Origin of the sequence: Leifsonia shinshuensis (assembly GCF_031456835.1) — a bacterium.
Classification (GTDB): domain Bacteria; phylum Actinomycetota; class Actinomycetes; order Actinomycetales; family Microbacteriaceae; genus Leifsonia; species Leifsonia shinshuensis_C.
In genome coordinates, this window is the sequence record NZ_JAVDVK010000001.1 from 465,505 (window position 1) to 491,373 (window position 25,869).

Below are 25,869 nucleotides of genomic sequence, written 5' to 3' on the forward strand. Positions count from 1 at the left end.
GCGCGGCCTCCTGTCGGTGGATGCGGTCAGTGCTGCTGCTTGTGCTCGCTCTGGTACGCGTGCAGCGAATCGAGGGTCGCCAGCCGATGGCTGCGGGCGGCGAGCTCGATGTCCAGCGGATCGGCGCCGGACTCGATCAGAGCGAGGATCTGCTCGTGCTCGTCGACCGACTCGCGGGCGCGGCCGGGCACGAAGCTGAAGGTGGAGTCGCGCAGCACGGTCAGGCGGTTCCAGCCGCGGTGCACGAGGTCGAGGATGTGCGGGTTCGGGCACTCCTCGAACAGCACCGCGTGGAACTCCTGGTTCAGCTGCGTGAACCGGTGGGGGATGAAGTCGTCGAGACACGCGATCATCTCGCGGTTGATCATCCGGGCGCGCTCGATGTGGTCGCCGTCCAGCAGGGGAGCGGACATCCGGGTCGCCGCGCCCTCCACGAGTGCGAGGGTCTCCATCGTGTACGTGTACTCGGCCTCCTGCAGCAGGGCGACCTGGGCGCCGACGTTCTTCTCGAACGTCACCAGCCCTTCCGCCTCCAGCCGCCGGATGGCCTCCCGGACCGGGACGACGCTGATGTCGAGCTCGCCGGCGATCTGTCCGAGCACCAGGCGGAACCCGGAGACGTACCGGCCGTCGTCGATGCGCGTGCGGATGAAGTCGTAGGCGAGCTGCGACTTGCTCGGGGACGCCTGCTTCAGTGCTGCGTCGACCATGCGCGGTACCTCTCTCTCCACTCGGCGTTCATCGGGAACAGCCCGTCGACCGGGTGGCCCGCGGCGACCTGCTCGGCGATGAACTCCTCTTCGCGCTCCTGCTCGATCGCGTCGGCGACGACCTCCTCGACCAGGGTGGGCGGGATGACCAGGAGGCCGTCCGCGTCGCCCACGATCACGTCGCCGGGCTGCACGGTCGCGCCGCCGCACGCGATGGTGAGGTCGGTGTCCCAGGGGACGTGCTTGCGGCCGAGCACCGCGGGGTGCGGGCCGTTGTGGTAGGTCGGGATGTCGAGGGAGGCGACCACGGCGAGGTCGCGCACGCCGCCGTCGGTGACGATCGCGGCGGCGCCGTTGACCTGCGCGCGCAGGGCGAGCACGTCGCCGACGGTGCCGCTGCCGCGCTCGCCGCGCGCCTCGATGACGAGCACTTCGCCGGGGCCGACCGCATCGAACGCGCGCTTCTGAGCGTTGTAGCCGCCGCCGTGCGAACGGAAGAGGTCCTCGCGGTTCGGCACGTAACGGAGGGTGCGGGCCGTGCCCACCACGCGCACGTCGGGCCGCGTGGAGGTGAGGCCGTCGATGGAGACGTTGTCGAGGCCGCGCTTGCGAAGCTGCGAGCTGAGGGTGGCGGTGGCGACGCTGTTGAGCTTCGCGCGCAGCTCGTCGGTGAGCGTCCAGGCGGGTTCGGGCTGCGTGCCGTAGGCCTCGGCGCGCTGGAGGTCGTCGACGCTGGGCTTCGTGCCGAAGTCGCCGAACGGGATGGTGCCCTCGGTGATGTGCGTCACCAGGCGGCCGGTGCTCGGCGCGCCCGGGGCGCTGGGCGCATCCACCTCGACCTCGACCGTGTCACCGGGCGCCGTGACGGACGAGCCGGCGGGGGTGCCGGTGAGGATCACGTCGCCGGGCTCCAGGGTCATCAGCTGCGAGAGGTCGGCGACGAGCCGGCCGAACGGGAAGAGCAGGTCGTCGGTCGTGCCCTCCTGCACCAGCTCCCCGTTCAGCCAGGTGCGGACGCGGAGTGCGGCCGGGTCGAGCTCGCCGGCCGGCAGGACGTCCGGGCCGAGGGGGGTGAAGCCGTCGCCGCCCTTGGAGCGGACGTTGGACCCCTTGTCGGCGGCGCGCAGGTCGTAGAGGCCGAAGTCGTTCGCAGCGGTCACGCCCGAGATGACGGACCAGCCGTCCTCGGGGGAGACGCGGCGGGCCGCCCGTCCCACGATGAGGGCGATCTCGCCCTCGAAGGCCAGCAGCTCGGTGCCGGCCGGACGCTCGAGCTCGCCGCCGGTGGCGGCCACGGAGGACGACGGCTTGAAGAAGTAGGAGGGCTGGGCGGGGGTGCGGCCGCGCTGCGCAGCGCGCGAGCGGTAGTTCAGGTGCACCGCGATGATCTTGCCGGGCCGGGGGATGTCCGTCACGGGTGGTGGCTCCTCAACGTCGGGGATCGGTCGGGTGGACCGTATTCGAAATGATATACGATCCGTGCAGGGCGTGCAATGTGCTCAATAGGATGCGGCAGCCGGGGCGTCGGGGGAGGCCCCGACGAAGCGGTCGGCGAGTGCTTCGGAGGCTCGGGCGAGCAGGGTCACGTCCGCTCCGACGAGCACGTAGGCGGCGCCCGCCGCGGCGTAGCGTTCCGCGGTGGCCGGGTCGAACGCGTTCACCCCGACCGGTGTGCCCGCCGCGAGGCCGGCCTCGATCACGCGCTCCACGGCGGCGACGACGTCGGGGTGGTTCTGCTGGCCGAGCAGGTCCATCGACGCGGCCAGGTCCGCGGGGCCCACGAGCAGCGCATCCACACCGTCGACCGCGGCGATGTCCGCGGCCGCTTCCAGTCCGTCGGTCGTCTCGATCTGGACGGTCAGCGACACGAGGTCGCTCGCCCGTGCCAGGTAGTCCGGGATGCGGCTCCAGCGCGACGAGCGGGCCAGCGCGCTGCCCACGCCGCGCACACCGTGCGGCGGGTAGCGGACGGCGCGGACCATCGCCTCCGCCTGCGCGACGCTGTCGACCATCGGCACGAGGATGTTCTGCGCGCCCAGGTCGAGCAGCTGCTTGAGGATCACCGTGTCGCCGAACGGAGCGCGGACGACCGGCACGGCCGGGTACGGCGCGACGGCCTGCAGCTGGGCCAGGATCGACTCCAGGTTCACGGGGGAGTGCTCGCCGTCGATCAGCACGATGTCGAGCCCGCTGCCCGCGCAGATCTCCGCGACGAGCGGGCTGCCGGCGCAGGACCACATCCCGTACAGGGTGCGATCCGCCTGCTTCAGGCGGTCGGCGAAGGTGGGCGTCGGGTTTAGACGAATCGGCATGTCACGGCTCCCAGGGTTCCGTAGTCGGCGTGGACGGTATCCCCGCGCTCGACCCACATCGGGCGCGTGAACGACCCGGCGAGGACGATGTCCCCGGCCTCCAGGCGCGTGCCGTGCTGGGCGAGCTTGTTCGCGAGCCAGGCGACGCCGGTGGCGGGATGGTCGAGGACGGCCGCGGCGACACCCGACTCCTCGATCGTCTCGTTGCGGTAGAGCAGCGCCGAGACCCAGCGCAGGTCGACGGCATCCACCGCGACCGGGCGGCCGCCGACGACCATGCCGCCCATCGCGGCGTTGTCGGAGATCGTGTCCACGATCGTGCGGCCCTGCATCTCGATGCGGGACGACAGGATCTCGAGCGCCGGGACGACGTACTTGGTCGCATCCAGCACGTCGAACAGGGTGACGTCGGGGCCCGCGAGCGGCTCGGCGAGCACGAAGGCGAGTTCCACCTCGATGCGCACGTTCGAGAACTGCTCGAACGGGATGACGGACCCGGTCTCGTAGACCATGTCGGCGAAGATCGCACCGTAGTCGGGCTCGGTGATCCCGGTCGCCTGCTGCATGACCTTGCTGGTGAGGCCGATCTTGCGGCCGACGAGTCTGCGCCCCTCGGCGAGCCCGCGCTCGACCCAGAGGCGCTGGACGGCGTAGGAGTCCTCGACCGTCATGTCCGGGTGGCGCGCGGTCAGAAGCGGGACGGTCGTGCGGTCGCGCTCGGCGGCGGCGAGTTCGTCGGCGATGGCCTGGATGGTCGGGCGATCGAGCACTCGGAGTCCCTTCGACATCGGAGGAGGGGGCGGAAGGCCCCGAGTGGATCGTATATCTTCCTGTACACCTCGGCCAGGCGCGCGCTCGCAAATGCCTTCATAGCCCGACCGATTCGGGGCGCGCGCTCAGGCTGGCGGGTATGATCCTACGTAGCTACATCGGAGGAGGCGGGATGGCCATCATCACGGCGCGGGAGTTCAACCAAGACACCTCGGCGGCCAAGCGGAGCGCCACCACGGAGCCGCTCATCATCACCGATCGTGGTGAGCCGTCGTTCGTCCTGCTGACCTACGCGGAGTATCAGCAGCTGACCGGTGGAGTCCGCAGCATCGTCGACATGCTGAGACAGGACGAGCGAGGAGACTTCGACATGGAGTTCCCGCCGGCCCACATCGAATCGAAAGCGATCGACCTGTGAAGTGGCTCCTGGACACGGTCGCGCTCTCGGCCACTCGGCGCCCCGATCGGGCGGACCCGGCCGTCATCCGCTGGCTGGAACTGCAGAACCCGTACTCGCTGTACATCTCGGCGATGACCATGTTCGAGATCGAGCTGGGCACAGCGCAGAAGGAACACTCCGACCCTGCGCAGGGTGCGGATCTGCGACGGTGGGTGGACGACGTGCAACTGACCTTCGGGGAGCGAATCCTGCCAGTAGACCACGAGATCGCGGGGGTCGCGGCGGCGTATCACGTTCCCGATCCGCGGCCGGAGCGCGACGCCCTCATCGCGGCGACGGCCGAAGTCGCAAATCTGGTGGTCGTGACCCGGAATGTGCGCGACTTCGAGGCCTTCGGTGTTCCCCTCTTCGACCCCTGGTCCGCCGGCTCCTGAGCCAACGAGGTCGGCGGCGCCGCCATCAGCGCGCCGCCGTCACCCGCCGCCGCTCCGCCCAGACGTAGAGGGCGAGGTACACGACGAACGCGCCCGCCAGACCGCACACGAGCAGCGGGGCGGAGGGGCGCGACCATAGCAGTTCGCCGCCGCGGAGCAGGAGCGCCAGGAGGATCGCGGCGAGGCTCACCAGCTGCGCCTGGAAGATCTGGCGGAACGCGCTCCAGCGCGCGTCGCCGAGCATCCACACGTTGACCATGCCGGGGAGTGTCAGGATGGCGCCGCAGACCCGGGCGGTCAGGGGTGTCAGCGGCCACGCCCACATCGAGATGGCGAGCTGGGGGGCGACGAACAGCACCAGCCCGACGACCAGCGAGCAGAGGCCGATCAGGGCGAGCAGGATGCGCAGCCACCGCGGGAGCGTCGTATCCGGTTCGGCGACGGCGCGACCGGGGTCCTCGCCGCGATTGACGATCATGGCGGCGAGCACGAGGAACGGCGTCGTCACGTACAGCGTCACCCACACGATGAACGACAGGTGCCCGAAGTGGAAGCGGTCCCAGTGCAGGAAGGTCGCGACCGCGAGCAGTGTCGCGAACAGCAGCACGGCGGGGAAGCCGTGACGGACGGCGTGCCAGCGGTTGGGACGCACCACGTGAACGAAGAACACGATGCCGCCCACGTAGGCGCTGCCGAGGAGCATCGCCGTGATCGGGGGCCGGATCGTCCAGGCGAACAGCTTGTCCGTGGTGTCGGCCAGCGGGTAGAGCAGCACGACGGCGGCCACCAGGAACGGGATGATGATCGCGCCGACGACACGCGTGAACGGGTGCACGCGGTCGGTCACGGGCTCAGGCCCTCCGCCTCGGCGACCGCCTGGTCCGCCGGGAGCGACCGTCCCTCGGCGACCGCCGCCTCGAACGTCTCCGCATCGACTCCGGCCGTGCCGCCCGCGGCGAGCATCCGGTCGACGAAGAGCTGGTGGAAGGAGAACGCCGGGACGTTGTGCAGACCGGTCCGCTCCCGCAGCGAGCGCGACGCGCCGAGGAGCCGGCCGGCTCGTCGGGCGTCGCCGGCGAGCGCAGCGACCGCCACCATTCCCTCGAGACCGTAGGCGATCCCCTCCGCATGACCGAGCCGGTTCGACAGGGCGAGGCAAGCCGCGAAGTCGGATGCGGCCCCGGCCGCGTCGCCGAGCAGCAGACGCGCCCACCCGCGGTGATGCTGGGCGATGGTCACGCCGAGCTCGTCCCCGTTGTCGCGGGCCAGCTCCAGGCTCTGCTCGAAATGGGCGAGCGCCGCATCCACCTGCTGACGGAGCAGCGCCACGCGCCCCAGCATCACCTGTGCCATCGCCTCGCCCCAGCGGTCGCCGGAGCCCCGGAAGAGGTCGAGGCTCCTCGCCATCGCGTCGTCGGCGGCGGCAGGGTCCGGGTGGGGGGAGGCGAGTACCGCGAGCGCGAGCGAGATGAGCGCCAGCGCCTCGCCGTCGTCGACCCCGGTGCGGTGGAACAGGTCGGCGCTCTCGGTGAGGCTCTCGGCCACCGTCCCGGCCGGGTCCTGCCAGAACGTGATCGCCTGCGTGAAGTACAGCGCGATCGCACGGGTGCGGTCGTCCAGCGGCTCGTCGGCGGCGAGGACCTCGTCCATCCAGCCACGCACCTCGCCGAGCAGACCGGCGATCCACCAGTAGACGTAGAGGCTCCAGGCGAGTTGGGCAGCGCCCGGCCAGTCGCGCCGGTCGAGCAGGTGGCGGACGGCGGCACGGAGGTTCCCGGTATCCGCCCCGAGGCGGACCACCCAGTCGTGCTGGGCGGCGCCTTCGAGGGCGGCGTCGGCGCGCTCGCCGAGGGCGAGGTAGAACGCCGCGTGGGCGTCGCGCACCGCGTCGAGCGTCCCGTCCTGCTGCGTTTGCTCCAGCGCGTACTCGCGCACCGTGGCGAGCAGGGAGAACCGTGCGGCGTCGGCGTCCTCGTGCTGCCGGACCAGGCTGTTGTCGACCAGCGCGGCCAGGGCGGGCAGCACGTCCACGACCTCACCGTCCACCGGCACGGCCGCAGCGACGGCCTCTGCCGCCTCCAGCGAGAAGCCGCCTTCGAAGACGCCCAGCTGGGCGAGCAGCGCCCGCTCCGGACGGTCGAGCAGCTGGGCGCTCCAGTCGATCGTCGCCCGCAGGGTGCGCTGCCGCTCGGGCAGGTCGCGTGCTCCGCCGACGAGCAGGGGGAGGCGGCGGTCGAGCCGTCGCGCCAGCTCGCGGGGCGGAAGCACACGAACGCGCGCGGCCGCCAGCTCGAGGGCGAGGGGGAGGCCGTCCAGCGCCGTGCAGATCCGCGCCACGTCGTCGGCGTTCTCCGGGGTGATCTCGAAGTCGGGGCGGACGGCGTGCGCCCGCTCCACGAACAGCGCGGCGGCATCGTCGGCGGGCAGCGGTCCGAGCTCGTACCGGCGCTCGCCGCCCACGCGGAGGAGCGAGCGGCTGGTCACGATCGCCGCCGTGCCGGGAGCGGCCGCGAGCAGGGCGGTCACGACCGGCGCCGCCGGGAGCGCCTGCTCGAAGTTGTCGAGCAGGAGCAGCAGGCGGCGGTCGCGGAGGGCCGTCGTCACCTTGTCGGCCAGAGGGGCGTCCCCGGTGTCCCGCACGCCGAGCGCCTGCGCGAGCGCGCCGATGACCCCGTTCTCGTCGCGCGCAGGGGCGAGATCGACGAAGACGGCGCCGTCAGGGGATCGGTCGCCCGGATCGGCGGCCGCGGCGAGCGCCAGCCGGCTCTTGCCCATGCCGCCGGGGCCGGTGATGGTGATGAGCCGGGCGCCGCTCGCGAGCATCCCGCGGATCGCCTCCACATCCGCCGCCCGCCCGATGAGTCGGGTCAGGGGAGCGGGCAGGGCCGGCGGCTCGGCCGGCGCTTCGGTGACGGCCGGTTGCGCGGGCGCTGTCGCGACGCGGCTCAGCTCGAACCGCTCGGCGAGCAGGATGGCCAGGTCGGCCTCCAGCAGCACCTGCAGCTCCTTGGGCGATTCGATGTACTTGAACGACGCCCGGTCGTCGTTGCGGATGCGGTCGAGGAGCTCCGACAGCCGCGGCTCCCGTCCCGGTGCCGGATCCTTGATGTAGATCAGCCGGGGCAGCTCGGGCGGGCACAGATTGTACTCGTCCTCGAGACCGGAGACCTGCTCCTCGGGGGCGACCCAGCCGTACCGCTCCCAGTACAGGCCGACGAAGACGTCGCTCTGCTCGAGGTAGGCGCGGTACAGCTCGCGCGGCGGGTGCGGGCGGGCGCCGAGTTCGAACATCACGGGGGCGAGGTGCAGGCGCTCGATGGCGGCCCGCGCCGCCCGGCGTTCGGGGGCGAGCTCCTTGAGGGTCGAACTGACGAAGACCCGCAGCCTCTGGTCCGGCGTGCGGATCACGCGAGGCGTCGCGCTCATGCACGCATTCTGTTGCACGGGTCCGCTCTCGCACCAGGGGGCATGCGCCCCGGACAGCGGCTGATCCGCGGCGGTACCGCGCCCTACTTCGCCCGCAACCGACCCGCCGAGGCCGTGGTCACGGTCGGGGCCGCGCCGTCCGCCGCCACCTCATCCCGCAGCGCCTGCAACGCGGCGGCGGAGGCAGACCCGGGCGACGCGTGGTAGATCACCAGTAGCTGACCGCCGGAGTCGCCGACGGGCAGCTTCTCGCGGCGGAGCTCCAGCATCCCGACCCGCGGATGGTCGAGCCGGGACGCGCCGCCCCCGAGCCCCTTCACGTCGTGGCGGGCCCACAGGCGCCGGAAGTGGTCGCTGCTCAGCGACAACTCGCCCACCAGCTGCGCGATGCGCGGATCGTCGACATCGCTGCCGATGGAGGCGCGGAAGGAGGCGATGATTCCCGCCGTCGCCTGCTCCCACTCCGGGTACAGCGCCCGCTCGTCCTCGTCGAGGAACACCGAGCGCAGCCGGTTGGCGCCCGGCCGGAGGCTGGGGGAGAGGGCCGTCGCCAAGGGGTTCGCGGCCAGGACGTCGAACATCCTGTCTTCGACGAAGGCCGGAAGGTCGATGACGTCCAGGAGCTGCAGGATGCCGGCCGGCACGGTGCGGCGCGGCGGTCGGCGCGCCCTGGTCGGCTGCGGATCGGCGAGGCTCAGCAGGTACGCCGTCGCGGCCGCGTCCAGATCGAAGACGCGCGCGAGCGCCGTGAGCACCTGGGCGGAGGGATGACGGTCGCGCCCCTGCTCCAGCCGCAGGTAGTAGTCGGCGCTGATGCCGGCGAGCGTGGCGACCTCCTCGCGGCGCAGGCCGGGAGTGCGCCGGACGCCGGTGACGCGGAGACCGACGGACGCCGGGTCGACCAGCTCGCGCCGGGCACGGAGGTACTCGCCGAGGGAGTTCGGTTCGGAGCGGGAGGAGGCCACGGCGAGAGTCTAGGATCGCCGGATCACCGCATCCAGGTCCTCGTGCCCCCAGGATCGCGGCGGCACTGCCTGGCCGATCGTGACCGGCGCAGAGTGAAGGCATGACATCCTCCGACCAGTCCCTTCGTACCGACCTCCCCGGCGGCGTCTTCCGCGCCGGCGACCTCGACCTCACCCGCGTCGGGTACGGCGCCATGCAGCTCGCCGGGCCGGGCGTCTTCGGACCGCCCGCCGACCGCGACGAAGCCATCGCCGTGCTGCGCGCGGTCGTGGAGGCGGGCATCACCCACATCGACACCGCCGAGTTCTACGGCCCCCACATCACCAACGAGCTCATCCGCGAAGCCCTCCACCCGTACCCGGACGACCTGCACATCGTCACCAAGGTCGGCGCCGAGCGCGACGCGGAGGGCAATTGGCCCCACGCGCGCGAGCCGCAGCAGCTGCGCGACCAAGTGCACCAGAACCTCCGCTCGCTCGGGCTGGAGGCGCTCGACGTCGTCAACCTCCGGGTCGGCGGCTTCCAGCGTCCCGAGCCGGGTTCGCTGGCCGAGCAGTTCGGCGCGCTCGCCGACCTGCAGCGAGAGGGGCTCATCCGCCACCTCGGCCTCAGCACGGTGGATGCCGCACAGCTGGCCGAGGCGCAGTCCATCGCCCCGGTGGTCACCGTGCAGAACTTCTACAACATCGCCAACCGCGAGGACGACGCGCTCATCGAGCTGACCGCGAGCCAGGGCATCGCGTACGTGCCGTACTTCCCCCTGGGCGGCTTCAGCCCGCTCCAGTCGGACGTGCTGGCCTCGGTCGCGCAGCGCTTGTCGGCCACGCCGCTCGCCGTCGCCCTCGCCTGGCTGCTCCAGCGCTCGCCGAACATCCTGCTGATCCCGGGCACCTCGTCCGTGGCGCACCTTCGCGACAACATCGCAGGCGCCGGACTCGCGCTCCCCCAGGACGCGATCGCGGAGCTCGACACGATCGGCTGAGGCACGGAGGGGGATGCGGTCAGCTACCCGTTGCGTCGGATCCGAAATCGTATATCATTGCCGCACGGAGCGCCGCTCCGGACAACGATGTCGCACCCCGGGAGTACACAACGATGAGCACATCCCCCTTCACCCCCACCGGCAGCATCCGCTCGCAAGCGGACCGCCGCCGCGTCGTCTTCGCCACAGTGATCGGCACCACCGTCGAGTGGTACGACTTCTTCATCTACGCCTCGGCGGCCGGACTCGTCTTCGGCCAGCTGTTCTTCGCGCCGGCCGGCCCGCAGTTCGCGACCGTCCTGTCGTTCCTGACCGTCGGCGTGAGCTTCCTGTTCCGGCCGCTCGGCGCCTTCCTCGCCGGCCACTTCGGCGACCGTTACGGGCGGCGCCAGGTGCTCGTCGTGACCCTCATCCTGATGGGCCTCGCGACGGCGCTGGTGGGTCTGCTGCCGACGTACGAGGCGATCGGCATCGCCGCGCCCATCCTGCTCATCCTGCTGCGTGTGCTGCAGGGCATCTCCGCGGGCGGCGAGTGGGGCGGCGCGGTGCTGATGGCCGTCGAGCACGCACCGACCGCCCGCCGCGGCCTGTTCGGTGCGTCCCCGCAGATCGGCGTTCCGCTCGGCCTGCTGCTCGCCTCCGGCGCAATGGCGCTGATGACCGTCATCGCCCCCGGGGACGCCTTCGTGGCCTGGGGCTGGCGCGTGCCGTTCCTGCTCTCCGTCGTGCTGATCGTGATCGGCTACTGGGTGCGCCGCCGGGTCGAGGAGAGCCCGGTGTTCACCGAGATCGCCGAGCGTCGTGAGCGCACGCGCATGCCGATCGTGCAGGTGTTCCGCAAGCACGCCCTGCTCGTGATCGTCGCGGCGTTCGTCTTCGCGGGCAACAACGCGGTGGGCTACATGACCACCGGTGGCTACATCCAGAACTACGCGACCAACCCGGAGGGTCCGCTCAAGCTCGAGCGCGGGCCGGTGCTGTGGGCGGTCGCCGCGTCGGCCATCACGTGGCTGGCCGCGACCTGGTTCGCCGGTTGGCTGAGCGACCGCATCGGCCGCCGCACGACGTACATCGTCGGGTGGATCCTGCAGCTGGTCGGCGTATTCGCCCTGTTCCCGCTGGTCAATACGGGGAACGTGCTCCTTCTGTTCCTGGGCCTCGCGATCCTCACGATCGGTCTCGGCTTCACCTACGGGCCGCAGGCGGCGCTGTATTCGGAGCTGTTCCCGGCGTCCATCCGCTTCTCGGGGGTGTCGATCTCGTACGCGATCGGCGCGATCCTCGGCGGGGCGTTCGCCCCGACCATCGCGACCGCGCTGGTGCAGGCGACGGGCACGACGCTCTCGGTCACCTGGTACCTGGCCGGGATGACGCTGCTCGGCCTGCTCGCGACGCTCCTGTTGCGCGACCGCACCGGCATCGCGCTCGGACCGGACCACGAGGCCGAGCAGGCCGTGAGCCCGATCCGCGGATTCTCGCGTGAGCCGGAGCGCGAGGGCGCGACCGCGCGCGGCTGACACCGCTTAAGGGACGGCCCCGGACGGCGCACTTCGTGCCGGCCGGGGCCGTCCTCCGTCTCCTCAGTCGGTGACGAAGCGGAGCAGGTGCGGCGCCAGCGCCTCGCCGGACACGTCGTGGGTCTGGCCGGCCACCAGCTCGAAGGAGCCGTTCTGCGCCCCGGAGGCCACGCCCTCCGCGCCGAGCCGCAGGAAGTTGGGCGTCTGGTCGCCGGCGAGTCCCAGCACGGGGACGGAGATCGCTTGCAGCAGTTCGTCCGGCACCCGGCTGTCGCCCATCGCGGCGTCGTCGTACCCGAGCGTCGGCGCGAGCGCGAGGGTGGCGTCCCAGCCGGGCGCGTTCCGCATCCCCTCGATCCCGGCCTCCGGCACGCCGACGCGCCGCAGGAACAGCTCGACCGCGGCGGTGCGGTCGTCGGTCGCCAGCGCCGCGAGCAGCTGCCGGGTGTAGGCCTCGGCGGAGGGGAGCATCGGGTCGGGCAGGTACGGCGGCTCGTACACGACGACGCGCGGCACCCGGTCGGCGCCGAGGGCCGCGGCGGCCGCGAGCGCCAGTGCGCCGCCCGACGACATCCCGAACAGGGATGCGCGCCCGCCCGCCGCGTCGATGAGGGCGCCCAGGTCGTCGATCTCGCGGGCGACCGCCGTGGCCCGCGCCGACGGGTCGGCGAGCGCGTCCGTGCTCGCCCCGCGGCCCCGTCGGTCGTAGAGGACGACGGTCAGGCGGTCTCGGAGTGCCGCGGCGATCCCGCGCATCGGGCCGGCGTCGCGGAAGCACATGGCCCCGTCGACGAGCACCAGGACGGAGCCCGTCCCGTCGAGCTCGTAGGCGATGGTGCTTCCGTCGGGGGAGGTGAGCGTGCTCATGGCACGTCAGCGTAGCCCCCGGCGCGCCCGGAGGCGGGAAGCGGTCAGGCCCGGTTAGGAAAACCCAGGCGCGGCTACCGCCCTTGCCGGCGTCGCACCCCGAACCCGATGAGGACGCCGCCGCCGATCGCGACCAGCACACCCGCGCCGCGGATCAGCCACTGGACGTCGCCCGTCGCCGCATCCACCAGCAGGGGACCGGCGAGTCCGACGACCACGAGCACGATCCCCACGATGAAGAACCAGGGGGAACCGTTCGTCCGCTCGACCATGCCCCGAGCCTACCGGGGCACGGCCGGGCGGACGTCGGTCACGGCAGGTAGTAGGTGGGGTTCGGCAGCTTGACCGTGCGGTCGGCGTGACCGCCGATCAGGTCGCTGAACTGGTCGCCGTAGTTCGCCACGATGTCGTACCGGCCGCCTGCGGGGGACTCGATGTGCGCCCGCGTCTGCGACTTGTACTCGATGGTCGTGCACTTGGGCGTCGCGCAGGTGATGTACGAGGGCTGCTGGGATGCGCCCACGCCCGTCCACTTGGTGTAGAAGTTCTGCGCGGTGAAGCCCGTGTAGCCGACCTTCGCCAGGTTGCCGAGGGTCGCGGCCTTCTGGTCGTCGTTCCGTCCGGTGAGGCCGATCAGGGTGCAGCCGGCCTTCTGCGCGACGGCCGCGAGCGTCGTCATGTGCGGGGTCGCGGGGAAGCGCTGCTCCTGCACCCAGACGTTCTGCTCGACCGGGTCGAAGGTGAAGTGCATGTCCGCCACCTCCATGTCGTACGTCCAGAGGGTGGTGTCGTCGGTGTCGAGCACGATCGCCGGGTTCTTGTGCAGCTTCTTCTCGACGAAGCAGGTCGCCGCGAGCACGGGCAGCTGGCGCTGGACGATGCCGCGGAGTTCGCTGATGTAGGGCGATGCGGTCTTGTTCGCGATGCCGGTGCCGGGGTCGCCGTAGTAGGTGGCGATGGTCTTCTTCACCGAGTCGATGTTCGGGATGCCCTCACCGCCCTGCGTCGCCCCGCTCGACCCGTCCGGCGCCATCGTGAAGTGCGTGCGGGGCGCGAGCTTCGGCTCCGTGACGCCGGGCAGGTCGGGCGACGGCAGGTAGTACGTCGGGTTCGGGAGCTTCAGCGCCTCCTGCGCGTAGCCGCCCTGCAGGTCCGACCACTGGTCGCCCACGTTGAGCGTGATGGTGTAGCCGAGGTCCTGGATGTGCTTCCGCGTGAGCGCCTTGTACTCGACGGTCGTGCAGCTGGCGGCGGCACAGGTGACGTACGACGGCTGCTGTGAGGCGCCCTTCCCGGTCCACTTCGTGTAGAAGCGGTCGGCGGTGAAGGCGGTGTAGCCCACCTTCGCGAGGTTGCCGAGGGTCGCGGCCTTCTGGTCGTCGTTGCGCCCGGTCAGGCCGAAGACCGTGTACCCGATCGCGGCGGCCCGGTTGGCGAAGTCGACCATCCCGGGGGTGGCCGGGAAGCGCTGGTCCTGCACCCAGACGTTCTGCTCGGCCGGGTTGAAGGTGAAGTGCATGTCCGCGACTTCCATGTCGTACGTCCACAGCGTGGTGTCATCGGTGTCGAGCACGATCGCCGGCTTCTGGCCGTGCTTCACCGCCCGGTCGTAGCCCGCCTGCAGCTGCGCCTCCTGCTTCGCCAGGATGCCGTCGAGCTCGCTGATGTAGGGCGATGCGGTCTTGTTCGCGATGCCGGTGCCGGGGTCGCCGTAGTACGTGGCGATGGTCTTCTTCACCGAGTCGATATTCGGGATGCCCTCGCCGCCCTGGGTCGCCCCGCTCGAGCCGTCCGGGGCCATCTCGAAGGAGGTCCGCGGCGCGAGCGCCGTGCTCCCGTGGCCGGAGCCCGGGCCCGGATCCCAGGCGAGCGCGGCCGGGGCGTCGGCGAGGCCGACGCCGAGCACGAGCGCGAGGGCTCCGGCGGCGCCGAGGAGCGCGCGGCGGAAGCGGGAGGAGGTGGGGGGAGTGGTCGACATGAGAGCACCTTCGCCATCGGATCGTCTGCCCCTGTTCGGGGGCCGGAAGCAGCCTACCCACGCCCCTGCCGGAGAGGGAAGCGCGCGGATGCGCAACACCCAGCGGGATTGAAGCGGGCACCGCTAACGTTGACGCTCGTATGCGCACCGACACCGTCCTCGACACGTCCGCCCTCCGCGCGGACTTCCCGATCCTCTCCCGCGAGGTGAACGGGCACCCGTTCGTCTACCTGGACTCGGGCGCGACCTCGCAGAAACCCCGGCAGGTGCTCGACGCCGAGCGCGCGTTCGCAGAGCGGTACACCTCCGCGGTGCACCGCGGAGCCCACACCGTCGCCGGGGAGGCGACCGAGCTGTTCGAGGACGCCCGCGCACGCGTCGCCGGTTTCGTCGGCGCGCAACCCGACGAGCTGGTCTGGACCTCCAACGCGACCGAAGGCATCAACCTGCTCGCCTACGGCATGTCCAACGCATCCCTCGGACGGGGTGGCGCCGCCGCCGAGCGCTTCCGCCTGGGACCCGGCGACGAGATCGTGGTGACGGAGGCGGAGCACCACGCCAACCTCATCCCGTGGCAGGAGCTCGCTGCCCGCACCGGCGCGACGCTCCGGGTGATCGGGCTCACCGACGACGGCGCGCTCCGGCTCGACCAGGCCGCCGACCTGATCGGCGAGCGCACCAAGGTCGTCGCCTTCTCGCACGTGTCCAATGTGCTCGGAGCGATCAACCCGGTCGCGGAGCTCGTGGCGCTGGCCCACGCGCAGGGCGCCCTCGTGGTGCTCGACGCCTGCCAGTCCGTCCCGCACCTGCCGGTGGACCTCCCGGCGCTGGATGTGGACTTCGCCGTCTTCTCCGGCCACAAGATGCTCGGACCCACCGGAGTCGGAGCGCTCTACGGGCGCAGCGAGCTGCTGAACGCGCTCCCGCCGTTCCTCACCGGCGGCTCGATGATCACGCAGGTGACGCTGGAGGGCGCCGAGTACCTGCCGGCGCCGCAGCGGTTCGAGGCGGGAACGCAGCGCGTCTCGCAGGCGGTGGCTCTCGCCGCAGCCGTCGACTACCTGGATGCGGTGGGCATGGATGCGATCGCCGCGCACGAGGAGGCGCTCGGGCGCCGGCTGCTGGCCGGCCTCGGCGAACTCGAGGGCGTGCGCATCCTCGGTCCCGGGCCCGACGTCCCGCGCGTGGGCCTGGCGAGCGTCGTGGTGGAGGGCATCCACGCGCACGATGTCGGCCAGTTCCTCGACGACCGCGGCATCGCCGTGCGCGTCGGCCACCACTGCGCGCAGCCGGTGCACCGCCGGTTCGGCGCGACGGCCAGCACGCGCATCAGCACCTACCTCTACAACACGGCCGACGAGGTGGATGCGGCGGTCCAGGCGATCGCCGACTCCCGCGGCTTCTTCGGCGTGACGGACGGAGCCGCCCGATGAGCGATCTGCAGAACCTGTACCAGCAGGTCATCCTCGACCACGCCCGTGAGAAGCACGGGTTCGGGCTCGCCGGCGACGAGGCGGCCTCGTCGCACCAGTTCAACCCGACCTGCGGCGACGAGGTCACCGTCGGCGTGCGCACCGCGGCCGACGGGCGCATCCTGTCGATCGGATGGGAGGGTCACGGCTGCTCGATCTCCACGGCCTCGGCGTCGCTGCTGAGCGACCTGGTGCAGGAGACCGACCGTGAGCACCTCGCGGCGTCCATCGGGGCGTTCCGCGAGCTCATGCACTCGAAGGGTGCGCTCGAGGGCGACGAGGAGCTGCTCGGCGACGCCGTCGCGCTGGCCGGCGTCTCCAAGTACGTGACGCGCGTCAAGTGCGCGATGCTGCCGTGGGTGGCGCTGGAGGACGCCCTCCTGAAGTCCGCCGCCTGACCGGTCCCGCGCGGGTCAGGGGACCGGCGCCAGGTCCGCCTCGTCGGCGATCGCCTCCAGCGCCGACGGCAGCGACGGGAACGTCGTGCCGTACACGAGTCCCGACGGACCGGCGGCCGTCCACGACTGGGTGCCCTTCGCGACCCTCCCGACGAGGTAGCGCCGATGGCCGCCCAGAACCTGCCGCTGGGCGATGGGCAGCGTCAGCGGGAAGGCGTACACGTCGCCCTGGGGACTGACCACCAGCTCCCAGCGGGCGCGGCCCGGGTTGAACTTGCTCGTGAAGATGCGCGACATGATCGACCGTTTGTACCGCGCGCCGGACCGCGGGCGCCATGAAGATGACGACCTGTTGCGAAAGCCTTCGTCACATGACGCGGTCAGTCGCCGAGGGACTCCAGGAAACTGCGCGTCGGCGCGAAGAACGTGGTCCCCGTGGCCGCCGTGGAGAAGTCGAGGATACGGTCGTAGCTGCCTTCCGGATCCCCGACGAACATGCGCTGCAGCATCCGCTCGATCACCCAGAGCGCCCGCGAGTAGCCGATGAAGTACGTGCCGAACTCGCCGTGGCCCGGGCGCCCGAACGGCATGTTGTCGCGGAGGATCTCGTGCTCGACGCCGGCCTCGTCGACGATGGTCGCGAGCGTCTTGTGCGACTTCTGGCCGTGCTCCGCGTCCGGCAGCTCGATGTTCTCGACCTTCGTGCGGCCGATCACGCCCTCCTGCGACGGCACGGGCAGGCGGTTCCAGCTCGACAGGTCGTGCAGGTACTTCTGCACGACGACGTAGCTGCCGCCGGCGTGCTCCGGGTCCTCGTCGCCGACGCAGGTCGCCGCGGCCATGTCGCCGCCTGCCGGGTTGGCGGTGCCGTCGACGAAGCCGAGCAGGTCGCGCGCGTCGAAGTAGCGGAAGCCGACCACCTCGTCCACCACCTGCACGGCATCGCCGAGGGCGTTCAGGAGCTGGCGCTCGAGCTCGAAGGTGAAGTCCCCGCGCTCGGCGCGGATGTGGAACAGGAGGTCGCCCGGCGTCGAGACGGCGGTGTGCACCGGCCCGGCGATCTCGCGGAAGGGGTGCAGCTCCCGCGGAGGGACGGTGTCGGTGAGCCGCGTCCAGAAGTCCGCGCCGATGCCCACGTTGCATGACAGCCGGGCGCCGAGGTCGCGGAAGCCGACGGTCTTCACCTGGTCGGTGATCCCGCCGAGGACCCCTTTCGCCGTGGCGAGCGCCTCGGCGGTGTCCTCGACCGTCACGATCAGGAAGACCGCCGCGCGCGAGAGCGGGGCGTCGACGCTCTGCGGGTCGATCGGAACGCGCTGCCAGGGCTGGTCGCCGGTGTTCGCCATACCGTCATGCTGCCGTATCCGGCCGTCGCGTCGCCACCGGCCGCCGGACCCTAGGCTGGAGGGATGAGCCTCCCCAGCACCGACACCGTCGTCACCTACCCGGACGGCGACCTCACCGCGACCGGGACGGTCGTGCATCTGGAGCCCCTCCCCGACGGGCGGACGGCCGTGCTGCTCGACCGCACCGCGTTCCATCCCGTCGACCCGGTCTGGCCGGATCAGCCGGCCGACACCGGGGAGCTCGTCCTGGGCGACCGCACCTACCCGATCGTGGATGCGGTGGTCGGCGCCACCGACGGCGGCTCGCTCTTCGTCGGCGACGCGCCCGTGCGCACCGGAACCGAGGGCTGGGCGTTCGTCGTCTGCCACCTCGTCGAGGATGCGACCGGGCTCGAGGAGGGCGCGACCGTCGCCGTCTCCGCCGACGCCGAGCACCGCCGGGCCCTGTCCACTGGGCACACCGCCTGCCACCTCGCCTCCCTGGCGCTCAACGAGGCGCTCAGCCCCCTCTGGACCAAGGAGGTGAAGGTGGATGGTCGCGGCCGGCCCGACTTCGACCAGCTCGCGATCACCAGCTCCCGCATCCTGCCGGACGGCTCGACCGACGAGTACCGGATCGGGAAGAGCCTGCGCAAGAAGGGGTTCGCCGCGGCGGAGCTGCCCGCCCGGCTCGACGAGCTCTCGGCCACGATCGACGGCCTGCTCGCGGAGTGGGTGGCGACCGGCGCGCCGGTCGGGATCGCCCGCGACGGCGACGGTCACGGCCTGGGCGAGCGCCGGCGCTGGCGCGCCGAGCTGCCCGACGGCGTGATCGAGATCCCGTGCGGCGGCACGCACCTGCACTCCCTGTCCGAGCTCGCCGCGGTGACGGTGACGCTCGAACTCGTGGAGGCGGAGGGCGCCCTCACACTGACGATGCGGACCAGCGCCGAACCGGCCTGAGCGGGAACACGCGCTCATCGTCGCGCTTCGTCAGCGGCTGCCAGCTCGCCGGGTCCGCGAACAACGCCACGGCTCGCGCGACCGTCGCCGTATCCACGCACGCCGGCCGGTGCGTCAGCCAGCGCAGCAGATTCTCCGACCGGAGGACGGCCGCCCGGGCGGGCATCGCGCGCATCCGCAGCTCGCGCGCGCCGACCACGACGGTCACCGGCAGCACAGGCGTCTCCACTCCGGCCCGGAAGAGGAGGCCGCGAACACGGGAGGCCTGCAGCTCGACATCGCGCAGGGACGGCTGCCTGACGCCGTCGGCCACCAGCGAGCGGTCGTCGACGGTCAGGCGCGCCCGGTGGTGCCGTCTCGTCCGAACCACGAACACGCCGCCCGGACCGACGACGAGGTGGTCGGGGTCCGTAGCGGGGGCGCCGGATGCGGCGGCCGCGGAGCGGAATGCGCTCCACCCCTCGGGCAGGCGCGTCAGCAGCGTGCCGACCTCGCGCTCGCGCATCCACCGTCCACCCACCCGGCAACCGTACAGAGCGGAGAGCGCGCGCCCCAGTCCCCAGCCGGGGACAGGGGAGAGGGGCTACCCCTGTTCCGGGGAGGGGGCCGCCGGGGGGTGCGTGCGCGGCAGGTCCGCGTCGTCCGGGAGGCGCTCCTCGAGCGACTCGTTGTGCTCGGCCACGGCCTCCAGCCGGTCCGTGTCGGTGTTGCCCAGGTGGCTCACGGCGTCGGCGAGGTCGTCGGCGTCGCGGGGCACTGCGGTGTCGTCCGGTCGATCGGTCATGCCGGGCACTGTACGCGCGCACCGACCGTGGGATCTGACCTGCCGGGCTCCGGACGGGCTAACATGCGGAGCATGAGCCGCATCGAAACCGGGATCGTCTCCTACACCGTCTCCGGCGACTACCTCGCCCGGGTCGGGGCCGACTTCGACACGGAGGCCGTCGACGACGCCATCCTGGCCGAGCTGAACCGGATGCTGCCCGAGGGCATCGTCGTGGAGCGCAGCGGCCGGGTGCTCGCCGAGGAGGAGCTCGCCGAGGAGGCGCGCTCGATCGACTGGGACGCCCTGCTGCGGCAGATCGACGTGGACCAGATCCTGGCCGAGCACGGGCGCTGAGCCCGTCCCGTTCAGCGTGAGCGCTTGACCGCGTCGTATGCGGCGAGCGCCGCCTGCCGTGTCTCCTTGAGGTCGACGATCGGCTCCGGATACTCTCCGGTGTCCCACTCCGGCACCCAGCGGCGCACGTAGTCGCCCCGCCCGTCGAACTTCTCGCGCTGCAGCTCCGGGTTGAACACCCGGAAGTAGGGTGCGGCGTCCGCGCCGCTCCCCGCGACCCACTGCCAGTTGAACGGGTTGTTCGCGGGGTCGGCGTCCACCAGCGTGTCCCAGAACCACTGCTCGCCGTGCCGCCAGTCGATGAGCAGGTTCTTGATGAGGAACGACGCCGTCACCATGCGCACCCGGTTGTGCATGACGCCGGTTGTCCACAGTTCCCGCATTCCGGCATCCACCAGGGGCACGCCGGTGCGACCCTTCTGCCAGGCCCGCAGTGCGGACGGATGCAGCCGGGGCCACGGGAAGGAGTCGTACTCACGATGGATGTTCACGGTCGCGATATCGGGATGCTCGAAGAGCGTGTGATAGGCGAACTCGCGCCAGCCCAGTTCGGCCTGGAAGGTCGACGCGCCCTCGGCGGTCGAGTGGTCGCGCCGTTCGTTCGTCGCGTGCCAGACCTGGTGCGGGCTCAGCTCGCCCCAGCGCAGACGCGGCGAAAGACGGGAGGTCCCGTCCACGCCGGGCACGTCGCGCTCCTTCTTGTATGCGGCCAGGTCGTCGGCGAGGAAGCTCCGCAACTGGTCGTGCGCGGCCTTCTCGCCCGGGATCCACGCCTCGCGGAGGCCGCCCGCCCAGTCTGGGTGGGTGGGCAGCAGTCCGAGGTCGTCCAGTTCCACCGTACCGAAGCCCGATGGCAGGCTGCCGGCCCGCAGAGAGCGCGGCGCCGGGCCGGGCTTGCGCGGGGAGGGGGCCGCCAGGCAGGCGCGCCAGAAGGGCGTGTACACCGAGAACGCGGTGCCCTGGCCGGTGCGGATCGTCCACGGCTCGAACAGCAGGTTCGCGCCGAAGCTGGTCGCCTCGAGACCTGCGTCGCGCGCGGCGGTCTTCACCGCTTCGTCGATGCGGCGCTCGACCCCGCCGTAGCGCCGGTTCCAGAACACCGCCGCGGCGTCCGTCTCCGTCAGCAGGTGCGCCATCGTCGACTCGGACGCACCGCGGAGGAGCGTGAGGGAGGCGCCGATGCCCTGCAGCGACTCGGCGAGGGCCGCGAGGCTGTGGTGCAGCCACCAGCGGCTCGCCGCGCCGGGCGAGCGCAGGTCGGGCGTCTCCTCGTCCCAGACGAAGACGCAGATCACCGGACGCCCGGATTCCGCGGCGGCGTGGAGCGCCGGGTTGTCGGCGATGCGCAGGTCGTCGCGGAACCAGACGACCGCCGGCCGGTCCTGCTCGCGGGGGGAGCTCACGGTCGCGCCGGGCTCACAGGTCGAGGGAGTCGCCGGGCTCCAACGCGTAGAAGGTGCCGCCGTTCTGCTCGGTCGCCCACTGCAGACGACCGTTCGCCATGTCCTTGCCGGCCCGCGAGAGCACCATCTCGTGGATGGGGAAGCTCCGCTTGGGCTTCACCGCGAGCACGTAGTCCATCGTCTCCGCGATCTTCATCCACGGTGCGCCGGCCGGTGCGGCGAGCACGTCGACCTCGACCCCCTCCGGCACGAAGAACGAGTCGCCCGCGTAGTAGAGGGTGTCGTCGACCAGCACGCCGACGTTGTCGACGACGGGGATGCTCTCGTGGATGACGGCGTGACGTCCGCCGAAGAAGCGCAGCGTGAAGGGCTCCGCCTCGACGGTGTCGCCCGGGTGGACGACGGTGATCTCGAAGTCCGTGGCGGCTGCCGCGACGCCCTCCGGCGCGTAGATCGTGGCGTCGGGGGAGAGCTCGAGGACGCGGTTCAGCTGCTCGGGGGTCCAGTGGTCCGGGTGCTCGTGGGTGATGACGATGGCGACCGCGTTCGCGGTGTCCGTCAGCGGAGAGGTGAAGCTTCCGGGGTCGATGAACAGCTTGCGGCCGTCCTGTTCGAGGAGCAGACCGGCGTGTTCGAACTTCGTGAGTCTCATGGCTCTTAGGAAATACCGGATGGGATGCGCACGCAAGCGCAGGGCGGTTGAGGAATATACCCCTGGGGGGTACTGTTGGAGGCGATATGGACGACATGAACGAGCACACCGCCGTCGACCACGCGGAGCACGACCAGTCGGCGCACGCCGGTCACGATCATTCGGCTCACGCGGGTCATGAGCACGCCGAGCACACCGGACACGAGGGTCACGGCGCTCACGACCACGCGGGTCACCACGACCATGCGGGCCACGGCGGCCACGACCACTCCGGGCACGCCGGCCACGACCCGGCCATCTTCCGGCGCAAGTTCTGGCTGACGCTCGTCCTGACCATCCCGACCCTCGTCTTCTCGCAGGGCCTGCAGGAGATCCTCGGCCTCTCGGGCCCCCGCTTCCCGGGCAGCCAGTACATTCCCGCCGTCTTCGGCGTCGTGATCTTCTTCTACGGCGGTCTGGTCTTCCTCCGCGGGGCGGTGGACGAGCTCCGGGCGAAGCAGCCGGGCATGATGACGCTCATCTCCCTCGCCATCGTCGTCGCCTTCGGCTACAGCGTCGCGGTGACCCTCGGCCTCCCCGGGATGGACTTCTGGTGGGAGCTGGCCACCCTCATCCTGATCATGCTGCTGGGCCACTGGATCGAGATGTCCGCGGTGATGGGCGCTCAGGATGCGCTGGGCGAGCTCGCGAAGCTGCTGCCGGACACCGCCGAGCGCGTTCCCGATCCGCACGCGGAGCCCGAGACCGTCCCGGTCGGCGACCTCCGCGTCGGCGACCTGGTGCGGGTCCGTCCGGGCGCCGCCGTGCCCGCCGACGGCGAGATCGTGGACGGCCGCAGCGACATCGACGAGTCGCTGCTGACCGGCGAGTCGAAGCCCGTGACCCGGGGTCCGGGGGAGCAGGTGGTGGCCGGAAGCATCTCCGGCAGCGGATCCCTCGTGGTCCGGGTGGGGCGCACGGGCGGTGACACCGCCCTCGCCGGCATCATGAAGCTCGTCGCCGACGCGCAGGCCAGCAAGTCGGGCGCGCAGGTGCTCGCCGACCGCGCGGCGGCGTGGCTCTTCTACGTGGCGCTCGCCGTCGCGGTGGTCACCCTGATCGCCTGGACGATCATCCGCCCCGGCGATCCAGCGTTCATCCTGGAGCGGGTGGTCACGGTGCTGATCATCGCCTGCCCGCACGCCCTCGGACTCGCGATCCCGCTGGTCGCCCAGATCTCGACCGCGCTCGGCGCCCGCAAGGGCCTGCTGATCCGGGACCGGCATGCGATGGAGGACGCGCGGCGCATCGACGTCGTCCTGTTCGACAAGACCGGCACCCTCACCGAGGGCAGGCAGGGCGTCGTCGCGGTGTCCGCCGCCGACGGCGACGACGACCGGCTCCTGGCGCTCGCCGCGTCCGTCGAGGCGCCGGCGGAGCACCCGATCGGCGCGGCCATCGTGCGCGAGGCGCGCAGCCGCGGTCTCTCCGTTGTTCCGGTGTCCGACTTCGAGGCGCTCGGCGGACGTGGCGCCTCGGCGGTCGTCGGCGCGGAGGGCACCGTCACCGTCGGAGCGCCCCGGCTGCTCGCCGAGCGCGGGCTCGAGGTCTCCGGCGTCGTCGCCGAGGCGGCGGACAGAGCGGGGGCCGCCGGTCAGACCGTCGTCTACGTGCTCGCAGCGGACCGCGTCCTCGGCGTGATCGCCCTGGCCGACGTCGTCCGTCCGGAGTCGCAGGAGGCCGTCCGCTCGCTGCGCGAGCGCGGCGTCCGCGTGGCCATGCTGACCGGCGACTCGCGCGCGGTGGCGACGGCCGTCGCCGCCCAGCTCGGAATCGACGAGGTCTTCGCCGAGGTGCTGCCGGGTGACAAGTCCGGCACCGTCGCGCGGCTGCAGGCGGACGGGTCGCGCGTCGCCATGGTGGGCGACGGCGTCAACGACGCCCCGGCGCTCGCGCAGGCGGACGTCGGCATCGCCATCGGCGCGGGCACCGACGTCGCCATCGAGTCGGCGGGGGTCGTCCTGGCGTCGAGCGACCCGAGAGGTGTCGCCGCGGTCATCACGCTCTCCCGCGCCACCTACCGCAAGATGCTGCAGAACCTCGGCTGGGCCACCGGGTACAACGTGATCGCGCTGCCACTGGCGGCCGGCGTCGCCATCGGCGCGGGCATCGTCGTGTCGCCCGCATTCGGTGCGGTGCTCATGTCGCTCTCCACCATCGTGGTGGCGCTCAACGCGCAACTGCTCCGCCGGCTGCGCCTCTGAGTAGCCGAACCGCCGGGCAGCCGAACCGCCGGGCAGCCGAACCGCCGAGTAGCCGAACCGCCGAGCGGCCGAACCGCCGGGCGGCCGCGCCGTCGCGGCCCGCGAGCGCGCATGTGCCATCATCGTGCACTGTGACTGCAACTTCGCGGGCCGTCGTCGTCGCGGTCAACCGGATGGCCTCCTTCGGCCATCGACGGGACGTCGGCCCGCGCGTGGTGGAGCGCCTGCGCGCGGCGGGCCACCGCGTCGTTGCGATGGACGAGGCCAACATCGAGCTCCTGCGCCGCGAGACCGCCGCGGTCCTGCGTGAGGGCGCCGACGCGCTGGTCGTGGTCGGCGGCGACGGCATGGCCAACCTCGGGATCGACCTGGTCGCCCAGACCGGCATGCCGCTGGGCATCGTCCCGAGCGGAACCGGGAACGACCTCGCCGACGGCCTCGGCATCCCCGTCGACGACACGGAGGCCGCGATCGACCGGCTCCTGGCCGCTTTGGAGGGGGAGCCGCGGGTCATCGACGCGGGCACCATCCGCCACGGCGAGCTGACGACCTGGTTCGGGTGCGTCGTCTCCGCCGGTTTCGACGCGACCGTGAACGAGCGCGCCAACCTGATGACGCGTCCGCGCGGCCGGAGCCGCTACGTCGTCGCACTGCTGCGCGAGCTCGCCACGCTGAAGGCGCGCGCCTACCGCATCCACGCCGACGGCCGGACCATCGAGGTGCGCGCGATGCTGGTCTCCGTCGCCAATAACCGCTCACTGGGCGGCGGGATGCGCATCGTGCCGGACGCGGACCTCGCCGACGGCCGCCTCGACCTGTTCATCGTCGAGCGGATGTCGCGGCTGCGGTTCCTGCGGATGTTCCCGAAGGTGTTCCGCGGCGAGCACACCGACCTGCCGGAGGTGACCATCCTGCCGGTGACCAGCGTCCGCATCGAGGCGGCGGACGTGATCGCCTACGCCGACGGCGAGCGCATCGGCCCGTTGCCCATCGAGGTGACGGTCGTGCCCGGGGCGCTGCGCGTCCTGGCGTGACCGGGCGGCACGCAGGGCAGGGGAGCCCCTCGCGACGCGCCCGGGACGCCCGTCCCGTTTTGGCACGCACCCGCCATCTGTGGCATGATCTTCTAGTTGCCAGACGGCCCCATCGTCTAGCGGCCTAGGACGTCGCCCTCTCACGGCGGTAACGCGGGTTCAAATCCCGCTGGGGTCACCAACAGCCCGCTTCCCTTGAAAACACAGGGAAGCGGGCTTTTTTCTTTGACGCTCGCTGGTGTCGCAAAGCGGGTTCGTGGCAGCGATTCGGCGACATTCGACTTCATCCCCCGCCTTCTCGTTTGGGCCACCCGATGCATATGCGATGATTCGCTGGTGTCAGACCTTCGTCCCCGGTTGATAGCGACTTTTCGGTGGCTTGGAGATCGAACCGATCCCGACTACAGAGCGGATGTGACCGGCTGGTGGCGCGATGCGTCGATTCTCGGTGACCTCGGTGGCGCCTTAGGCGGCCTCTTCGAGACCGAGGAGCCTAATCTCGTGATGGGAACGCAATCGCGAGGTAGCCTGCTCGGTGTCCTGACGGCGAACAGTCTCGGCGTCGGATTCGCAGAGGTTCGAAAGAACCCATCTCCCTCGGCGGATAGTGATGCGTGGTGGAGAACTTCGACTGCACCCGACTATCGGGACCGTCACCTCGAGTTGGGTGTCCGTCGGTCACGGATGCAGTCAGGCGATCGAGTGCTTTTCGTCGACGACTGGATCGCCACAGGCGCACAAGCGAGGGCGTGCAAGCGTCTGGTGGAGATGTCCGGAGCGACATGGGTCGGTGGCTCTGTCGTCGTGGATGGGCTCGAAGATGCGTCGCTACGACGCCAACTCAACATCCGCTCGTTGTTACACATTCGGGAGCTCTGAGCGAGAGTTTCCTCGCG

The 25,869-nt window shown here is 71.4% G+C and carries 26 protein-coding genes and 1 tRNA gene; 11 read left to right on the forward strand and 16 right to left on the reverse strand.

Annotation, left to right across the window (positions count from 1 at the left end; genetic code table 11):
• Positions 1–26 precede the first annotated feature (26 nt).
• The 4 genes from J2W45_RS02370 to hpaH all read right to left on the reverse strand — a co-directional run bounded on the left by J2W45_RS02370 (position 27) and on the right by hpaH (position 3,810).
• On the reverse strand, positions 27–710 hold the full coding sequence (locus tag J2W45_RS02370) for a GntR family transcriptional regulator (protein WP_310128708.1): 684 nt from the start codon (positions 708–710) through the stop codon (positions 27–29).
• On the reverse strand, positions 692–2,125 hold the full coding sequence (locus tag J2W45_RS02375) for a fumarylacetoacetate hydrolase family protein (protein WP_310128710.1): 1,434 nt from the start codon (positions 2,123–2,125) through the stop codon (positions 692–694). Before J2W45_RS02375 ends, J2W45_RS02370 begins: the two co-directional genes overlap by 19 nt.
• Before the next feature lie 84 nt (positions 2,126–2,209).
• Positions 2,210–3,022 carry an HpcH/HpaI aldolase family protein gene (locus J2W45_RS02380; RefSeq protein WP_310128711.1) on the reverse strand — a complete coding sequence of 271 codons (813 nt, stop codon included), beginning with the start codon at positions 3,020–3,022 and terminating at the stop codon, positions 2,210–2,212.
• Positions 3,007–3,810, reverse strand: coding sequence for a 2-oxo-hept-4-ene-1,7-dioate hydratase (hpaH, locus tag J2W45_RS02385; RefSeq protein WP_396427053.1), 804 nt, complete (start codon positions 3,808–3,810; stop codon positions 3,007–3,009). Before hpaH ends, J2W45_RS02380 begins: the two co-directional genes overlap by 16 nt.
• Before the next feature lie 155 nt (positions 3,811–3,965).
• Here hpaH and J2W45_RS02390 point away from each other — a divergent pair, with 155 nt between their 5' ends.
• Positions 3,966–4,211, forward strand: coding sequence for a type II toxin-antitoxin system Phd/YefM family antitoxin (locus J2W45_RS02390; RefSeq protein WP_310128715.1), 246 nt, complete (start codon positions 3,966–3,968; stop codon positions 4,209–4,211).
• Positions 4,208–4,627 carry a type II toxin-antitoxin system VapC family toxin gene (locus J2W45_RS02395; protein ID WP_310128717.1) on the forward strand — a complete coding sequence of 140 codons (420 nt, stop codon included), beginning with the start codon at positions 4,208–4,210 and terminating at the stop codon, positions 4,625–4,627. Before J2W45_RS02390 ends, J2W45_RS02395 begins: the two co-directional genes overlap by 4 nt.
• A 25-nt stretch (positions 4,628–4,652) precedes the next feature.
• Here J2W45_RS02395 and J2W45_RS02400 read toward each other — a convergent pair whose 3' ends face one another.
• From J2W45_RS02400 to J2W45_RS02410, 3 genes are all read right to left on the reverse strand, one after another.
• Positions 4,653–5,474, reverse strand: a complete 822-nt coding sequence (locus tag J2W45_RS02400) for a hypothetical protein (RefSeq protein ID WP_310128719.1) — start codon at positions 5,472–5,474, stop codon at positions 4,653–4,655.
• Positions 5,471–8,053: a DUF4062 domain-containing protein gene (locus J2W45_RS02405; protein WP_310128720.1), complete on the reverse strand. Its 2,583-nt coding sequence runs from the start codon at positions 8,051–8,053 to the stop codon at positions 5,471–5,473. Before J2W45_RS02405 ends, J2W45_RS02400 begins: the two co-directional genes overlap by 4 nt.
• 83 nt (positions 8,054–8,136) lie before the next feature.
• A complete protein-coding gene (locus J2W45_RS02410) occupies positions 8,137–9,018 on the reverse strand; it encodes a helix-turn-helix domain-containing protein (protein ID WP_310128722.1) in 882 nt (293 codons plus the stop codon).
• Between the two features lie 101 nt (positions 9,019–9,119).
• Here J2W45_RS02410 and J2W45_RS02415 point away from each other — a divergent pair, with 101 nt between their 5' ends.
• Both J2W45_RS02415 and J2W45_RS02420 read left to right on the forward strand, forming a co-directional pair.
• The gene (locus J2W45_RS02415) at positions 9,120–10,001 is read left to right on the forward strand and encodes an oxidoreductase (RefSeq protein WP_310128724.1); all 882 of its coding nucleotides are present in this window, start codon (positions 9,120–9,122) and stop codon (positions 9,999–10,001) included.
• Positions 10,002–10,114: 113 nt separating this feature from the next.
• Positions 10,115–11,518 (forward strand): MFS transporter, encoded by a 1,404-nt coding sequence (locus J2W45_RS02420; protein WP_310128726.1) that lies wholly within the window; start codon positions 10,115–10,117, stop codon positions 11,516–11,518.
• A gap of 63 nt (positions 11,519–11,581) precedes the next feature.
• On the opposite strand, the gene J2W45_RS02425 is transcribed toward J2W45_RS02420, so the two are convergent.
• The 3 genes from J2W45_RS02425 to J2W45_RS02435 all read right to left on the reverse strand — a co-directional run bounded on the left by J2W45_RS02425 (position 11,582) and on the right by J2W45_RS02435 (position 14,363).
• Positions 11,582–12,385 (reverse strand): alpha/beta fold hydrolase, encoded by an 804-nt coding sequence (locus tag J2W45_RS02425; protein WP_310128728.1) that lies wholly within the window; start codon positions 12,383–12,385, stop codon positions 11,582–11,584.
• Between the two features lie 74 nt (positions 12,386–12,459).
• Positions 12,460–12,657, reverse strand: coding sequence for a hypothetical protein (locus tag J2W45_RS02430; RefSeq protein WP_310128730.1), 198 nt, complete (start codon positions 12,655–12,657; stop codon positions 12,460–12,462).
• A gap of 38 nt (positions 12,658–12,695) precedes the next feature.
• Positions 12,696–14,363: an HAD family acid phosphatase gene (locus J2W45_RS02435; protein WP_310128731.1), complete on the reverse strand. Its 1,668-nt coding sequence runs from the start codon at positions 14,361–14,363 to the stop codon at positions 12,696–12,698.
• 140 nt (positions 14,364–14,503) lie between these two features.
• Here J2W45_RS02435 and J2W45_RS02440 point away from each other — a divergent pair, with 140 nt between their 5' ends.
• The gene (locus tag J2W45_RS02440) at positions 14,504–15,796 is read left to right on the forward strand and encodes a cysteine desulfurase (protein WP_310128732.1); all 1,293 of its coding nucleotides are present in this window, start codon (positions 14,504–14,506) and stop codon (positions 15,794–15,796) included.
• On the forward strand, positions 15,793–16,233 hold the full coding sequence (gene sufU / locus J2W45_RS02445) for a Fe-S cluster assembly sulfur transfer protein SufU (RefSeq protein ID WP_310128734.1): 441 nt from the start codon (positions 15,793–15,795) through the stop codon (positions 16,231–16,233). Before J2W45_RS02440 ends, sufU begins: the two co-directional genes overlap by 4 nt.
• A 15-nt stretch (positions 16,234–16,248) precedes the next feature.
• Here sufU and J2W45_RS02450 read toward each other — a convergent pair whose 3' ends face one another.
• Both J2W45_RS02450 and J2W45_RS02455 read right to left on the reverse strand, forming a co-directional pair.
• Entirely contained in the window at positions 16,249–16,530 is a 282-nt protein-coding gene (locus tag J2W45_RS02450) for a hypothetical protein (RefSeq protein ID WP_310128735.1), read from the reverse strand.
• 83 nt (positions 16,531–16,613) lie between these two features.
• On the reverse strand, positions 16,614–17,579 hold the full coding sequence (locus J2W45_RS02455; protein WP_310128737.1) for a Dyp-type peroxidase: 966 nt from the start codon (positions 17,577–17,579) through the stop codon (positions 16,614–16,616).
• A gap of 63 nt (positions 17,580–17,642) precedes the next feature.
• Here J2W45_RS02455 and J2W45_RS02460 point away from each other — a divergent pair, with 63 nt between their 5' ends.
• Positions 17,643–18,521 carry an alanyl-tRNA editing protein gene (locus J2W45_RS02460; RefSeq protein ID WP_310128738.1) on the forward strand — a complete coding sequence of 293 codons (879 nt, stop codon included), beginning with the start codon at positions 17,643–17,645 and terminating at the stop codon, positions 18,519–18,521.
• Here J2W45_RS02460 and J2W45_RS02465 read toward each other — a convergent pair.
• Positions 18,484–19,041 carry an NERD domain-containing protein gene (locus J2W45_RS02465; RefSeq protein ID WP_310128739.1) on the reverse strand — a complete coding sequence of 186 codons (558 nt, stop codon included), beginning with the start codon at positions 19,039–19,041 and terminating at the stop codon, positions 18,484–18,486. The two genes, J2W45_RS02460 and J2W45_RS02465, sit on opposite strands and share 38 nt — an antisense overlap.
• 63 nt (positions 19,042–19,104) lie before the next feature.
• Complete coding sequence (locus J2W45_RS02470) at positions 19,105–19,305, reverse strand: hypothetical protein (RefSeq protein ID WP_310128740.1); 201 nt, start codon at positions 19,303–19,305, stop codon at positions 19,105–19,107.
• Positions 19,306–19,377: 72 nt separating this feature from the next.
• Here J2W45_RS02470 and J2W45_RS02475 point away from each other — a divergent pair, with 72 nt between their 5' ends.
• A complete protein-coding gene (locus J2W45_RS02475) occupies positions 19,378–19,641 on the forward strand; it encodes a hypothetical protein (protein WP_310128741.1) in 264 nt (87 codons plus the stop codon).
• A gap of 11 nt (positions 19,642–19,652) precedes the next feature.
• On the opposite strand, the gene J2W45_RS02480 is transcribed toward J2W45_RS02475, so the two are convergent.
• Together J2W45_RS02480 and J2W45_RS02485 are read right to left on the reverse strand one after the other, a co-directional pair.
• A complete protein-coding gene (locus J2W45_RS02480; RefSeq protein WP_310128744.1) occupies positions 19,653–21,044 on the reverse strand; it encodes a cryptochrome/photolyase family protein in 1,392 nt (463 codons plus the stop codon).
• A gap of 13 nt (positions 21,045–21,057) precedes the next feature.
• Positions 21,058–21,696 carry an MBL fold metallo-hydrolase gene (locus tag J2W45_RS02485; RefSeq protein ID WP_310128746.1) on the reverse strand — a complete coding sequence of 213 codons (639 nt, stop codon included), beginning with the start codon at positions 21,694–21,696 and terminating at the stop codon, positions 21,058–21,060.
• 86 nt (positions 21,697–21,782) lie between these two features.
• On the opposite strand from J2W45_RS02485, the gene J2W45_RS02490 reads away from it, so the two are divergent.
• The 3 genes from J2W45_RS02490 (at position 21,783) to J2W45_RS02500 (ending at position 25,154) form a co-directional block, all read left to right on the forward strand.
• Positions 21,783–23,939 carry a heavy metal translocating P-type ATPase gene (locus tag J2W45_RS02490; protein ID WP_310128749.1) on the forward strand — a complete coding sequence of 719 codons (2,157 nt, stop codon included), beginning with the start codon at positions 21,783–21,785 and terminating at the stop codon, positions 23,937–23,939.
• Between the two features lie 131 nt (positions 23,940–24,070).
• The gene (locus tag J2W45_RS02495; RefSeq protein WP_310128751.1) at positions 24,071–24,973 is read left to right on the forward strand and encodes a diacylglycerol kinase family protein; all 903 of its coding nucleotides are present in this window, start codon (positions 24,071–24,073) and stop codon (positions 24,971–24,973) included.
• Between the two features lie 105 nt (positions 24,974–25,078).
• A tRNA-Glu gene (locus J2W45_RS02500) sits at positions 25,079–25,154 on the forward strand.
• The last annotated feature ends 715 nt before the right edge of the window (positions 25,155–25,869 follow it).